Annotated in this window: 15 protein-coding genes; 12 read left to right on the top strand and 3 right to left on the bottom strand. The window is 59.5% G+C overall.

Annotated elements, in window-relative coordinates:
* Nucleotides 1-8 precede the first annotated feature (8 nt).
* Nucleotides 9-362: a hydroxyisourate hydrolase gene (gene uraH, locus AC3WMT_RS12270; RefSeq protein ID WP_008080901.1), complete on the bottom strand. Its 354-nt coding sequence runs from the start codon at nucleotides 360-362 to the stop codon at nucleotides 9-11.
* 430 nt (nucleotides 363-792) lie between these two features.
* Here uraH and puuE point away from each other — a divergent pair, with 430 nt between their 5' ends.
* The 8 genes from puuE (at nucleotide 793) to AC3WMT_RS12230 (ending at nucleotide 8,965) form a co-directional block, all read left to right on the top strand.
* Complete coding sequence (gene puuE, locus AC3WMT_RS12265) at nucleotides 793-1,719, top strand: allantoinase PuuE (RefSeq protein ID WP_103303786.1); 927 nt, start codon at nucleotides 793-795, stop codon at nucleotides 1,717-1,719.
* Complete coding sequence (gene uraD, locus AC3WMT_RS12260) at nucleotides 1,716-2,231, top strand: 2-oxo-4-hydroxy-4-carboxy-5-ureidoimidazoline decarboxylase (protein ID WP_103303785.1); 516 nt, start codon at nucleotides 1,716-1,718, stop codon at nucleotides 2,229-2,231. The genes puuE and uraD overlap by 4 nt, the downstream gene beginning before the upstream one ends.
* Nucleotides 2,232-2,318: 87 nt before the next feature.
* Nucleotides 2,319-3,314, top strand: a complete 996-nt coding sequence (alc, locus tag AC3WMT_RS12255; protein WP_095191513.1) for an allantoicase — start codon at nucleotides 2,319-2,321, stop codon at nucleotides 3,312-3,314.
* A 139-nt stretch (nucleotides 3,315-3,453) separates the two neighbouring features.
* A complete protein-coding gene (locus AC3WMT_RS12250) occupies nucleotides 3,454-3,957 on the top strand; it encodes an ureidoglycolate lyase (RefSeq protein ID WP_007960046.1) in 504 nt (167 codons plus the stop codon).
* A 51-nt stretch (nucleotides 3,958-4,008) separates the two neighbouring features.
* Nucleotides 4,009-5,328, top strand: coding sequence for a urate hydroxylase PuuD (locus AC3WMT_RS12245; RefSeq protein WP_103303783.1), 1,320 nt, complete (start codon nucleotides 4,009-4,011; stop codon nucleotides 5,326-5,328).
* A 168-nt stretch (nucleotides 5,329-5,496) separates the two neighbouring features.
* A complete protein-coding gene (locus AC3WMT_RS12240; RefSeq protein ID WP_103303782.1) occupies nucleotides 5,497-6,855 on the top strand; it encodes a nucleobase:cation symporter-2 family protein in 1,359 nt (452 codons plus the stop codon).
* A 165-nt stretch (nucleotides 6,856-7,020) separates the two neighbouring features.
* Entirely contained in the window at nucleotides 7,021-7,806 is a 786-nt protein-coding gene (locus AC3WMT_RS12235) for an outer membrane protein OmpK (RefSeq protein WP_103303781.1), read from the top strand.
* Between the two features lie 373 nt (nucleotides 7,807-8,179).
* Nucleotides 8,180-8,965, top strand: coding sequence for an outer membrane protein OmpK (locus tag AC3WMT_RS12230; RefSeq protein ID WP_064118621.1), 786 nt, complete (start codon nucleotides 8,180-8,182; stop codon nucleotides 8,963-8,965).
* 138 nt (nucleotides 8,966-9,103) lie between these two features.
* On the opposite strand, the gene AC3WMT_RS12225 is transcribed toward AC3WMT_RS12230, so the two are convergent.
* Nucleotides 9,104-10,276 (bottom strand): patatin-like phospholipase family protein, encoded by a 1,173-nt coding sequence (locus tag AC3WMT_RS12225; protein ID WP_103303780.1) that lies wholly within the window; start codon nucleotides 10,274-10,276, stop codon nucleotides 9,104-9,106.
* A gap of 35 nt (nucleotides 10,277-10,311) precedes the next feature.
* A complete protein-coding gene (locus AC3WMT_RS12220; protein ID WP_103303779.1) occupies nucleotides 10,312-11,244 on the bottom strand; it encodes a lipid A biosynthesis lauroyl acyltransferase in 933 nt (310 codons plus the stop codon).
* 117 nt (nucleotides 11,245-11,361) lie between these two features.
* Between AC3WMT_RS12220 and minC the strand changes: the two genes are divergently transcribed.
* The 4 genes from minC to AC3WMT_RS12200 all read left to right on the top strand — a co-directional run bounded on the left by minC (nucleotide 11,362) and on the right by AC3WMT_RS12200 (nucleotide 14,062).
* Nucleotides 11,362-12,099 carry a septum site-determining protein MinC gene (gene minC / locus AC3WMT_RS12215; protein WP_026000431.1) on the top strand — a complete coding sequence of 246 codons (738 nt, stop codon included), beginning with the start codon at nucleotides 11,362-11,364 and terminating at the stop codon, nucleotides 12,097-12,099.
* Between the two features lie 169 nt (nucleotides 12,100-12,268).
* Nucleotides 12,269-13,081: a septum site-determining protein MinD gene (gene minD / locus AC3WMT_RS12210; RefSeq protein WP_007913953.1), complete on the top strand. Its 813-nt coding sequence runs from the start codon at nucleotides 12,269-12,271 to the stop codon at nucleotides 13,079-13,081.
* Nucleotides 13,081-13,335, top strand: coding sequence for a cell division topological specificity factor MinE (gene minE, locus AC3WMT_RS12205; protein ID WP_003223146.1), 255 nt, complete (start codon nucleotides 13,081-13,083; stop codon nucleotides 13,333-13,335). The genes minD and minE overlap by 1 nt, the downstream gene beginning before the upstream one ends.
* Before the next feature lie 91 nt (nucleotides 13,336-13,426).
* On the top strand, nucleotides 13,427-14,062 hold the full coding sequence (locus AC3WMT_RS12200) for an RluA family pseudouridine synthase (protein WP_007960625.1): 636 nt from the start codon (nucleotides 13,427-13,429) through the stop codon (nucleotides 14,060-14,062).
* Nucleotides 14,063-14,149: the final 87 nt, after the last annotated feature.

The raw sequence follows: 14,149 nt of genomic DNA, 5'->3' as shown, positions 1-14,149 counted from the left end.
CTTGGGGGTCAGCTGCCCCGATACGTGGAATAGCTGTAAGGCGAGATCAGCAATGGCACGTGGTAGTGATCCTGTTCGGCAGAGATGCCGAAACGCAGCACCACCACGTCCAGAAACGCCGGCTCCGGCAGTTGCACGCCACGGGCGCGGTAGTAATCGCCCGCATGGAACTGAACCTGATAAACGCCGGTGCGATAGTCATCACCTTGCAGCAGCGGTGCATCGACCCGGCCATCGCTGTTGGTTACGGCACTGGCGACCAATTCCAGTTGCGAACCTTCAACGCGGTACAGCTCGACCTTGATCGAACTGCCCGGGCAACCGTGTGCAGCGTCCAAAACGTGTGTAGTCAAACGTCCCATTGATTCTGCGCGCCTGGCCGCAAAGAGCAGTCAGACCTCGCGCCTCCCGAAGTCAGATAAAAAGGAGACCGCACCGTTTCGAAGCACGAAAAGTTGCGGCGAGCGACTGATTAAGACACTTTTCAAAAAAATTGTACACAATAAAAACGACATTTTTCACATCACCCCCGCCATCCGGGACTTTCCCCGCGTTCTGCCAGCAAAGCGCCTGATCATTGAACCTCCTATCCATTAGCTGACTGGTCAGGCAGGTTTCTTGCAGGCTCACGCCATTAACAGCAAAAGATGACAGTCGGTGAAATTTGCGAAAATTCAGGCTTACAAATTGAGAATAAAGTTGTATACAATCAGCCCATCGCTGTGACGCCAGCCTGCACACTCACCGCCGGGCCGTTACACAACCTGTCAACGAATAAGAAGGAAGACTGCAGTGAGCGCTGACTACCCACGCGACCTGATCGGTTACGGCAGTAACCCTCCTCACCCACACTGGCCGGGCAATGCCCGCATCGCCCTGTCCTTCGTACTCAATTACGAAGAAGGCGGCGAGCGCAACATTTTGCACGGCGACAAAGAATCCGAAGCCTTTCTGTCCGAGATGGTTGCTGCTCAGCCGCTGCAAGGCGCGCGCAACATGAGCATGGAATCGCTTTACGAGTATGGCAGCCGCGCCGGCGTCTGGCGGATCCTGAAACTGTTCAAGGAATTCGACATTCCGCTGACCATCTTCGCCGTGGCCATGGCCGCTCAGCGCCACCCGGATGTGATCCGTGCGATGGTCGAAGCCGGCCACGAGATCTGCAGCCACGGCTACCGCTGGATCGACTACCAGTACATGGACGAGGCGCAGGAACGCGAGCACATGCTCGAAGCGATCCGCATCCTCACCGAACTCACCGGCGAGCGCCCACTGGGCTGGTACACCGGCCGCACCGGTCCGAACACCCGTCGCCTGGTGATGGAAGAAGGTGGTTTCCTCTACGACTGCGACACCTACGACGACGATCTGCCCTACTGGGAACCGAACAACCCGACCGGCAAGCCGCATCTGGTGATCCCGTACACCCTCGACACCAACGACATGCGCTTCACTCAAGTGCAGGGTTTCAACAAGGGTGACGATTTCTTCGAATACCTCAAAGACGCGTTCGACGTGCTCTACGCCGAAGGTGCCGAAGCGCCGAAAATGCTCTCGATCGGTCTGCACTGCCGCCTGATCGGCCGCCCGGGTCGCCTCGCTTCGCTCAAGCGCTTCATCGAATACGCCAAAAGTCATGAACAGGTGTGGTTCAGCCGTCGCGTCGACATCGCGCGCCACTGGCACGAAACCCAGCCGTACCAAGGGGCCACCAAATGAGCCGCTTTCAAACCCTGCAACCATCGACCCTGAGCCGCGACGCCTTCGTCAAAGCCTTTGCCGACATCTACGAACATTCGCCATGGGTGGCCGAGAAGGCCTACGACCTGGGCGCAGACGCATCGATCGACGAGATCGAAACCCTGCACCAGCGCATGAGCGACATCCTGTTGAGCGCCGATCACGCCAGTCAACTCGCGTTGATCAACGCTCACCCGGACCTGGCCGGCAAAGCCGCCGTCCAGGGCCAGTTGACCGAAGCCAGCACCAATGAACAGGCTGGCGCCGGTATTCACCAATGCACGGCCGAAGAGTTTTCTCGCTTCACCGAGCTGAACGACGCCTACAAAGCCAAGTTCAAGTTTCCCTTCATCATGGCGGTAAAAGGCAGCAACCGGCATCAGATCCTCGCGGCGTTCGAAACGCGCATTCACAATTCGGTCGACACCGAGTTCAAATGCGCGCTGGCGGAGATCAACAAGATCGCCCTGTTCCGTTTACTGACTCTTTAGCAAGCCTGACCCGAGTACATCAAACGCGGAGAGTACCCAGGGTCTTGCAAGCATCCCCAGCCAACTTATTAAAGGCAGACAAGAAGAATGAAAGCTTACGCCGTACCTTTCGAGAAGTTCGTCAACCTGGCCGATGCCCGTCTGGGCACCAAAATCATCTCGGTCACCGATGACTGGTTCGCAGACGCCAATCGTCTGTTTCAGCCAACCCCAGCCGTGTGGAAGGAGGGTGTGTTCGATGACAACGGCAAGTGGATGGACGGCTGGGAATCGCGCCGCAAGCGCTTCGAAGGCTTCGACAGCGCCGTAATCCGCCTGGGCGTTCCGGGCTCGATCAAAGGCGTGGACATCGACACTTCATTCTTCACCGGCAACTTCCCGCCATCGGCGTCTCTGGAAGCGTGCTTCCTGGCCTCGGGCGAGCCTGACGAAAACACCCAGTGGACTGAAGTGCTGTCGGCCGTCGAGCTGCAGGGCAACAGCCACCACTACCACGAAATCAGCAACGACAAGGCCTTCAGCCACCTGCGCTTCAACATCTACCCGGATGGCGGTGTCGCCCGTCTGCGCGTGTACGGCATTCCGTTCCGCGACTGGTCCGCTGTTGGTGACAACGAACAGGTCGATCTGGCAGCAGCCCTCAACGGTGGCCGCGCCCTCGCCTGCTCCGACGAACACTTCGGTCGCATGAGCAACATCCTCAACCCGGGCCGTGGCATCAACATGGGCGACGGCTGGGAAACAGCACGTCGTCGCACGCCAGGCAATGACTGGGTGATCGTCGCGCTGGGCCACCCGGGCGAGATCGAGAAGATCGTCGTCGACACCCTGCACTTCAAGGGCAACTACCCGGACACTTGCTCGATCCAGGGCGCTTTCGTCAAGGGCGGCACCGACAGCCAGATCGAAACCCAATCGCTGTTCTGGCGCGAACTGCTGCCAAGCCAGAAGCTGGAAATGCACGCCGAACACACCTTCGTCGAGCAGATCAAGGCACTGGGCCCGATCACCCACATCCGTCTGAACGTGTTCCCGGACGGGGGTGTGAGTCGCCTGCGCGTATTGGGCAAGGTCGCTAAATAACAACGCAATGATCGTTCCCACGCTCTGCGTGGGAATGCATACCGTGACGCTCCGCGTCACAGCGGACGCGGAGCGTCCATGGCGGCGTTACCACGCAGAGCGTGGGAACGATCAACAGAATTCGGATAAGAAGAACAGCATGCGCACACTGACGATTGAACCGCTGACCAAAGAAGCCTTCGCCCCTTTCGGTGACGTGATCGAAACCGACGGCAGCGATCACTTCATGATCAACAACGGTTCGACCATGCGCTTCCACAAACTGGCGACGGTCGAAACCGCGACGCCTGAGGACAACGCGATCATCAGCATCTTCCGCGCCGACGCGCAGGACATGCCGCTGACCGTGAGCATGCTGGAACGCCATCCGCTGGGCAGCCAGGCTTTCATTCCGCTGCTCGGCAACCCCTTTCTGATCGTGGTCGCGCCACTTGGCGATGAACCTGTATCAGGCTTGGTCCGCGCCTTCGTCACCAACGGCAGGCAGGGCATTAATTACCATCGCGGCGTCTGGCACCACCCGGTGCTGACGATCGAAAAGCGGGATGACTTCCTGGTGGTTGATCGCAGTGGCACAGGCAATAACTGCGATGAGCATTTTTTCAAAGAGGATGAGCGTTTGATCCTCGCCCCCCACCAATAAGAGAAGGTCTGATCACTCGACAACAAGAGTGACAGGCGAGAGGTAAAGACTGTGGAAGCACATCTGTTGGAATGGCTGAACCTGAGCGTGCGCTGGGTTCACATGATCACTGGCGTGGCCTGGATCGGCGCGTCGTTCTACTTCGTCTGGCTGGAGAACAACCTCAACCGCGTCAACCCGAAAACCGGTCTTGCCGGTGATCTGTGGGCGATCCACGGTGGCGGTATCTATCACCTGGAAAAATACAAACTGGCCCCACCGTCGATGCCGGAGAACCTGCACTGGTTCAAATGGGAAGCCTACTTCACCTGGATGTCGGGTATTGCGCTGCTGTGCGTGGTGTTCTACTCCAATCCAACGCTCTACCTGCTGGCTCCGGGCAGCACACTGAGCGGCCCTGAAGGCGTGGCCATCGGTATCGGCTCGCTGTTCCTCGGCTGGTTCATCTACTCCTTCCTCTGCGACTCCGCTCTGGGCAAACGCCCTGCCCTGCTCGGCTTCATCCTGTTCGTGCTGATCATCGGCGCGGCGTATGGCTTCAGCAAGGTGTTCAGCGGTCGGGGTGCGTACCTGCACGTCGGCGCGATCATCGGCACCATCATGGTCGGTAACGTGTTCCGCATCATCATGCCGGCGCAACGTGCACTGGTGGCGGCGATTGCCGAAAACCGCACGCCGGATCCGGCGCTGCCGGCCAAAGGTTTGCTGCGTTCGCGTCACAACAACTACTTCACCCTGCCGGTGCTGTTCATCATGATCAGCAACCACTTCCCGAGCACTTATGGCAGCCAGTACAACTGGTTGATCCTGGCCGGGATCGCAGTGTTGGCGGTGTTGGTGCGTCACTACTTCAACACCCGTCACGACAGCCACAAGTTTGCCTGGACTCTGCCGGTTGCGGCGGTGGGCATGATCACTCTGGCGTACGTCACCGGGCCTGTACCGATGTCGACCGCTCCGGAAGTGGCCAAGGCTCCGGCAAAAATCGAGTACCAGCCGCTGCCGGAAACGGCACTGGGCGGTGGCGCGAAACCGGCTGAAGCGGCAGCACCCGCAGCAGCGCCTGCAGCAGCGCCTGCAGCAGCACCGGCGCAAGCCTCCAATGCAGGTCCGGCCTTCGACAAAGTGCACAACGTGATTCAAGAACGTTGCGCGGTTTGCCACTCGGCCAAACCGACCAGCCCGTTGTTCAGTGCGGCCCCTGCAGGTGTGATGTTCGACACCCCTGAGCAGATCCGCCAGAACGCGGCGCGCATCCAGGCGCAAGCCATCACCACGCAGATCATGCCACTGGGCAACATCACCCAGATGACCCAGCAGGAACGTGACCTGATCGGTGCATGGATCGCCCAGGGAGCGCAGACCAACTAAGCCACAAAGCATCGCTGGCAAGCCAGCTCCCACAGGGTTTTGCACTGCCTGTGTGGGAGCTGGCTTGCCAGCGATTGGCCGCAACGCGGTTTACCTGATGCAAAGAAACAGCTGCGAGCAACCCGGCAGCTGTTCAATCACAAGAATAAAAAAGATCCGAGGTGTTGCATGTCCGAGCTGTCCAAAGCGCGCATCCCCGACGCACCCGCCATTCAGCGATTGCCCCTTTTGCAACTGATCCTGGTCGGTTTGCAACATGTTCTGCTGATGTACGGTGGTGCCATCGCGGTGCCGCTGATCATTGGACAGGCCGCAGGCCTGAGTCGTGAAGAAATCGCCTTCCTGATCAACGCCGACCTGCTGGTCGCCGGTATCGCCACCATCGTGCAGTCCTTGGGCATCGGCCCGATGGGCATTCGCATGCCGGTGATGATGGGCGCCAGTTTTGCCGCCGTCGGCAGCATGGTCGCCATGGCCGGCATGCCCGGTATCGGCCTGCAAGGGATATTCGGCGCCACCATCGCTGCCGGTTTCTTCGGCATGATCATCGCGCCGTTCATGTCCAAGGTCGTACGCTTCTTCCCGCCGCTGGTGACCGGCACAGTCATCACCTCGATCGGCTTGTCGCTATTCCCCGTAGCCGTGAATTGGGCTGGTGGCGGTGCTGCCGCTGCGCAATTCGGCTCACCGATTTATCTGGCCATCGCCGCTCTGGTGTTGGGCACCATTCTGTTGATCCACCGCTTCATGCGCGGTTTCTGGGTGAACATTTCCGTCCTCATCGGCATGTGCTTCGGCTACCTGTTGTGCGGCGCGATCGGCATGGTCGACCTGAGCGGCATGGCCAACGCGCCATGGGTGCAATTCGTCACCCCACTGCATTTCGGCATGCCGAAATTCGAACTCGCGCCGATCCTGTCGATGTGCCTGGTGGTGGTGATCATCTTCGTCGAGTCCACCGGGATGTTTCTCGCGCTGGGCAAGATCACCGGCCAGGAAGTCTGCCCACGCATGCTGCGTCGCGGCTTGTTGTGCGATGCCGGCGCTTCATTCGTGGCCGGTTTCTTCAATACATTCACCCACTCCTCTTTCGCGCAGAACATCGGCCTGGTGCAGATGACCGGCGTGCGTTGCCGTTCGGTGACCATCGTCGCCGGTGGCTTGTTGATCGTCCTCAGCCTGCTGCCGAAAGCGGCGTTCCTGGTGGCGTCGATTCCACCGGCGGTATTGGGCGGTGCGGCGATTGCGATGTTCGGCATGGTTGCCGCGACCGGCATCAAGATTCTGCAGGAAGCCGACATCGGTGACCGTCGCAACCAGTTGCTGGTGGCGGTGAGCATCGGCATGGGCCTGATCCCGGTGGTGCGTCCGGAGTTCTTCGCACACCTGCCGTTGTGGATGAGCCCGATCACCCACAGCGGCATCGCCATGGCCACGCTGAGTGCGCTGACGCTGAACCTGCTGTTCAACATTCTCGGCGGCGCCGAGCGCGCGACGATCAACGACTGCCACGCGCATCAGCACTAAAAACAGCAACACCAATGTCCTCTGCAGGAGTGAGCCTGCTCGCGATTGCGTCATCAACACCGACATCAATGTTGACTGATTCACCGCTATCGCGAGCAGGCTCACTCCTACAAAGGCACGCAACAGCTCTGCGCCTCAAACAATAAAAACAAGAGGGAGCAACAGATGATTCGCACGCAAACCAACCTGCTGTTGAGCGGTGGCCTGCTGGCCGCATCCCAAGCCATGGCCGGCGATTTATTGCTGTGGCAGACCAACAGCCTGAGCTATCTGTACGGCAAGAATTTCGCGATCAATCCGTCGATCCAGCAGACGGTGACGTTCGAGCACGCCGACAAATGGAAGTACGGCGACAACTTCCTGTTCGTCGACAAGATCTTCTACAACGGCCAGGAAGACCGCAACAAAGGCCCGCACACCTTCTACGGCGAATTCACCCCGCGTTTCTCGTTCGGCAAGATCTTCGACCATAAGCTCGAATTCGGCCCGATCAAGGACGTGCTGCTGGCGATGACCTACGAGTACGGCGAAGGTGAGAGCGAGGCCTATCTGATCGGCCCCGGGTTCGACCTCAAGGTGCCGGGCTTCAACTACGTCACCCTGAACATCTTCCGCCGCCAGACCGAAGGCCCGCGCCCCGGCGACGGTGTCTGGCAGATCACCCCGGGCTGGTCGTACAGCATCCCTGTGGGCAATTCCGACCTGCTGATCGACGGTTATCTGGACTGGGTGGTCGACAACGACGAGAACTCGCGCGGCACCTACCACGCCAACCTGCACATCAATCCGCAGATCAAATACGACCTGGGCAAAGCGCTGGGCTGGAGTCAGAAGCAGCTGTATGTCGGCACCGAATACAGTTATTGGAAAAATAAATACGGGGTCGAAAGCAGCCACAACCTCGACACCAATCAGAACACCGCCAGCCTGCTGGTGAAGGTGCACTTTTAAGATGACCCGCAACCGTGCCCCATACCTGTCGTCGGTGCTCTGTTGCGGGGCACTTGAGAGCTGGCCAAGGAGTCAGTATTCTCCGCGGCCTCATGAATTCGGTCTAAAAAAAAGCCCGGATTTAATTCCTGACCGACGGGCCAACTTATCCCGGCCCCGGTCAGTACCGAGGCATCCCGAAAACACGCTCAGTCGACTGTTTTTCAGCAGCCGACCGGGCGTTTTTTTGCTTTTCGAAAGCCTTGGCCCAGCTCTTGCTAACAGCATGAAAGCTGACCAATCGGATGACTTTTGCAGCAACGAAAAAAGGCGCCACACCAGAGCGCCGATCTTAAAAAAATAAACGTGGAACACCTACTTTGGGAGCAACCGAATGAAACGTATGTGCACCAGCCTGATGCTCGCGGGATCGATGCTGGCCGGCGGCCAGGCCATGGCCGATGGCCTGCTGCAATGGCAGAACAACAGCCTGACCTACCTCTACGGCAAAGACTTCAAGGTCAACCCTGCGATTCAGCAGACCGTCACCTTCGAGCACGCCGACGCCTGGAAGTATGGGGACAACTTCCTGTTCGTCGACAAGATCTTCTACAACGGTGACAAGGACTTCAACAACGGCCCGAACACCTACTACGGCGAGTTCAGCCCGCGCATATCGCTGGGCAAGGTGCTCGACCAGAAGATCGAATTCGGCCCGATCAAAGACGTCCTGCTGGCGATGACATACGAGTTCGGCGAGGGTGACACCGAGTCCTACCTGATCGGTCCGGGCTTCGACCTGGCCATCCCGGGCTTCGACTACTTCCAGCTGAACTTCTACCAGCGTCACACCGAAGGCTCGCGCCCGGGTGACAACGTCTGGCAGATCACTCCAGTGTGGTCCTACACCATTCCGGTCGGCGACTCGAACGTGCTGATCGACGGCTACATGGACTGGGTCGTCGACAACGACGTCAACAACCGTGGCGAATACCACGCCAACCTGCACTTCAACCCACAGGTCAAATACGACTTGGGCAAGGCGCTGAATTTCGGCGAGAAGCAGTTGTACGTCGGTGTTGAGTACGACTACTGGAAAGACAAGTACGGGATCGACGACACCCGTGCCTTCACCACCAATCAGAACGTGACCAGCTTCCTGGTGAAGTTCCACTTCTGATGCGGGTGTAAGTGGCGTCTGCGAGGACGCCATCGCTGGCAAGCCAGCTCCCACAAGTTCTTTGGTGTAGACAAAATCTGTTTACGACGCAAAGCCCTGTGGGAGCTGGCTTGCCAGCGATTTGCCGCACCACAAATCTCAGGCGGGAGCCACCGCCTCGGATATCCCCAGAAAGCGGCACAGCTCCTCACGCTTGGCCAACGCATCCCGTCGCCCCAGATCGATCAACTCGCTGCAATACCCCGCCTCGAACAGCAGATAACTCAACACCCCCGCCCCGCTCGTCTTGGTCGCTCCCGGCCCGCGCAAGAACAAGCGCAACGCCGCCGGCAATTCCTGACGATGCCGTGCCGCGATTTCATCAATCGGCTGACTCGGTGAAATCACCAGCACCTCCACCGGCGCCACACCCAATTCGCGAGTCGGCGTGCCGGCGGGCATCAGGTGGCTGAACTGGTTGAGCCGCTGCAGCAACTCGATGTCGCTTTCCAGGCTGTCGATGAACGTGCTGTTGAGCATGTGCCCGCCAATCTGCGCCAGCGTCGGCTGTTGCCCGGTGTAGGTGCGCTCCAGCGGCTGCTGCGGATCAAACCCGCGCGGGTTGCCACTGACACCGACCACCAGCACGCGACTGGCGCCCAGATGCAGGGCCGGACTGATCGGCGCCGATTGCCGCACTGCGCCGTCGCCAAAATATTCCTCGCCTATTTTCACCGGAGCGAATAACAACGGAATCGCCGAACTGGCCAGCAGATGCTCCACCGACAATTGCGTCGGCACGCCGATGCGCCGATGCCGCAGCCAGGAATCAATCTTGCCGCCGCCCTGATAGAACGTCACCGCCTGCCCCGACTCATAGCCGAACGCAGTCACCGCCACCGCGTGCAATTGCTTGCGTGCGATGGATTCGGCGATGCCGGGCATGTGCAGTTTTTCATTGAGCAGATCGCGCAGCGGCGAACTGTTGAGCAGCGCCACCGGCAGGTGTCGGCCCATGCCGAGCAAACTGTGGCTGACAAAACGACTGGCTTGGCGGATCACTCCCGGCCAGTCACTGCGCAATACGCGATGGCTGCGAAAGCCCTGCCAGAACAGCGTGAGGCGTTCGATGGCGGCGCGAAAATCCGTGGCGCCGCTGGCCAGGCTCACGGCGTTGATCGCCCCCGCCGAGGTGCCGACGATCACCGGAAACGGATTGTCGGCGCCCAATGGCAACAACTCGGCAATCGCCGCCAACACCCCCACCTGATACGCCGCCCGAGCCCCGCCGCCGGAAAGAATCAAACCTGTGACCGGTTCAGCTGGGCTCATCGCAACACTCCATGGTGCTTAAAGGGATGGGTGAATCAACCGCGTTTGGCGTACAGCTTCGGCTCGCCCGGTGGACGGCTCTTGAAGCGGCGATGCGCCCACAGGTATTGCTCGGGGCAGGCTCGCAAAGCGCTTTCGACCCACTGATTGATGCGGATGCAATCGGCCTCTTCGGTCTCGCCGGGGAAGTCCTCCAGCGGCGCATGAATCGTCAGGCGATAACCGCTGCCGTCCGCCAGGCGTTCCTGAGTGAAAGGCACCACCAGTGCTTTACCCAACCGGGCAAATTTGGTGGTCGCGGTCACGGTCGCTGCCTGAATGCCGAACAGCGGCACGAAAATGCTTTGCTTGGCACCGTAGTCCTGATCCGGTGCGTACCAGATCGCCCGACCGGAGCGCAGCAATTTGAGCATGCCACGCACATCGTCGCGCTCCACCGCCAGCGAATCGAGGTTGTGCCGCTCGCGGCCCTGACGCTGGATGAAATCGAACAGTGGGTTCTTGTGTTCGCGGTACATGCCGTCGATGGTGTGCTGCTGACCGAGCAATGCCGCGCCGATTTCCAGCGTGGTGAAATGCGCCGCCATCAGGATCACGCCTTTGCCTTCACGCCGGGCTTTTTGCAAATGCTCCAGACCTTCGACGTGGGCCAGTTTGGCCAGGCGCTCGCGGGACCACCACCAGCTCATCGCCATCTCGAAAAACGCGATGCCGGTGGAGGCAAAATTTTCCTTGAGCAGGCGTTTGCGCTCGGCGGCGGATTTTTCCGGGAAGCACAGTTCAAGGTTGCGCTTGGCGATGCGCCGCCGGTCGCCGGCCACGCGATACATCAGCGCGCCCAAAACTCGACCGATGGTCAGCAATGCCGGATACGGCAACTGCACGATCAGCCATAAAAGCCCCAGACCGCACCAGAGCGGCCAGAAGCGTGGAGCAAGAAATGCTCTTCGAAAACGCGGGCGATCCATTAAAGCTTCCGTAAATACAGTGGCCGCGCATTCTACATCGTTCGACCCGGCTTGCGGCTCGCGGGCGTTCTCGTTATAAGTCTCGGCACTTTTAGTGACAAGCCGTTGTATGCCGACATGAGCCAAACCGAACCGTTAGACCAAGATCCCGTATTCCAGCTCAAGGGCAGCATGCTGGCCATTACTGTGCTGGAACTGGCCCGTAACGACCTCGAAAGCCTCGATCGGCAATTGGCCGCCAAAGTCGCCCAGGCGCCGAACTTTTTCAGCAACGCGCCGCTGGTTCTGGCGCTGGACAAATTGCCGCCGAGCGAAGGCGCGGTCGATCTGCCGGGCCTGATGCGCGTGTGCCGCCAGCATGGCCTGCGCACCCTGGCGATTCGCGCCAGCCGCATCGAAGACATCGCCGCCGCCATCGCCATCGACATTCCGGTGTTGCCGCCGTCCGGCGCCCGCGAACGGCCGCTGGAAACCCCGGAGGCCGAAGTCAAAAAGAAACCGGAAAAACCGCCGGAGCCGACCGTAAAACCGACCCGCGTCATCACCACGCCAGTACGTGGTGGCCAACAGATATATGCCCAGGGCGGTGATCTGGTGGTGGTGTCCTCGGTCAGTCCGGGGGCGGAACTTCTTGCCGATGGCAACATCCATGTATACGGCCCGATGCGCGGTCGTGCGCTGGCCGGGGTCAAGGGTGACACCAAGGCGCGGATTTTCTGTCAGCAATTGAGCGCTGAACTGATCTCTATCGCAGGCCACTACAAGGTTTCCGAAGACTTGCGTCGCGATCCGATGTGGGGCTCGGGCGTACAGGTCAGCCTGTCGGGCGACGTGTTGAACATCATTCGGCTTTAACGGATACTGCCGCATTTTCCAAGCATCTCTAAAACGTAGCGAAAACGGCTCAAACGAAGTAGGAAAAAGGCCTAAAGCCAAATTCCAGCCAAGGCTGTCCGACTGCAGTAGTTTTCAAGAGATGTTTTTCAGGGGCTGAACAGTCCTTCTTCCTTAGGGGTGAAACACCTTGGCCAAGATTCTCGTGGTTACATCCGGCAAGGGTGGTGTGGGTAAGACCACCACCAGCGCCGCTATCGGTACCGGCCTCGCTCTGCGCGGCCACAAAACAGTGATCGTCGACTTCGACGTGGGCTTGCGGAACCTTGACCTGATCATGGGTTGCGAGCGCCGCGTGGTGTATGACTTCGTCAACGTGGTCAACGGCGAAGCCAACCTGCAACAGGCGCTGATCAAAGACAAGCGTCTGGAAAACCTCTACGTACTGGCCGCCAGTCAGACCCGCGACAAAGACGCGCTGACTGTCGAAGGCGTGGAAAAGGTTCTGATGGAGCTCAAGGAACAATTCGAGTTCGTGGTCTGCGACTCCCCGGCCGGCATCGAAAAAGGTGCGCACCTGGCCATGTACTTCGCTGACGAAGCGATCGTCGTGACCAACCCGGAAGTGTCCTCGGTACGCGATTCGGACCGCATGCTCGGCCTGCTGGCCAGCAAGTCGCGTCGCGCCGAACGTGGCGAAGACCCGATCAAGGAACACCTGCTGATCACCCGCTACCACCCGGAGCGTGTTGAAAAGGGCGAGATGCTTGGCGTTGAAGACGTCAAGGAAATCCTCTCGGTAACCCTGCTCGGCGTGATCCCGGAATCCCAGGCGGTGCTCAAGGCATCCAACCAGGGCGTACCGGTGATTCTCGACGACCAGAGCGATGCCGGTCAGGCTTACAGCGATACCGTCGACCGTTTGCTGGGCAAAGAAAAAGCCCACCGTTTCCTCGATGTCGAGAAGAAGGGATTCTTCGAGCGCCTGTTTGGAGGTAGGTAATGAACCTTTTTGACTTCTTTCGTGCCAACAAAAAGCCAAGTACCGCCTCGGTAGCGAAAGAGCGTCTACAGATCATCGTGGCGCATGAGCGCGGCCAGCGCAGCACGCCGGATTACCTGCCAGCCTTGCAGAAGGAACTGGTCGACGTGATCCGCAAGTACGTCAACATCGGCAACGACGACGTACACGTTGCACTGGAAAGCCAGGGCAGTTGCTCGATTCTGGAACTCAACATCACCCTGCCAGATCGCTGAGTCGATCCGGCAGGAACGGCGGCGGCTCAGGGCCATTCCCATACCGGAATGGCCCTGAGCCGCCGTTGGCATTTGTTACGAGGCTGTTTTAATGCCGTTGTCCAACATCCGCATCATCCATCAGGACGCCGCCGTACTGGTGGTCGACAAACCGACCTTGCTGCTTTCGGTGCCCGGTCGCGCCGACGACAACAAGGATTGCCTGATAACCCGCTTGCAGGAAAACGGCTACCCGGAAGCGCGCATCGTCCATCGTCTGGACTGGGAAACATCCGGCATCATTCTGCTGGCCCGTGACGCCGACACCCATCGCGAACTGTCGCGTCAGTTTCATGACCGCGAAACCGAAAAGGCCTACACCGCGCTGGCGTGGGGTCAGCCGGAACTGGACAGCGGCAGCATCGATTTGCCGCTGCGCTACGACCCGCCGACCAAGCCGCGTCACGTGGTGGATCATGAGTTCGGCAAACATGCGCTGACCTTCTGGCGCGTGCTGGAACGTTGTGGCGACTGGTGCCGCGTCGAGCTGACGCCGATCACCGGCCGTTCGCACCAGTTGCGTGTACACATGCTGTCGATCGGGCATCCGTTGCTTGGCGATGGCCTCTACGCACACGAACAAGCCCTCGCTGCCTGGCCGCGCCTGTGCCTGCACGCGAGCATGCTCAGCTTCACCCATCCGCAAACCGGTGAACGCCTGCGCTTCGAGTGCCCTGCCCCCTTCTGACGGCTTGCGCAGAAACCCTGTAGGAGTGAGCCTGCTCGCGATAGCGGTGTGTCAGACCAGAATTATTTGAATGACACACCGCTATCG

It is taken from the genome of Pseudomonas sp. FW305-7, from assembly GCF_058786735.1.
This window is presented reverse-complemented; position numbering and strand designations above follow the sequence as displayed.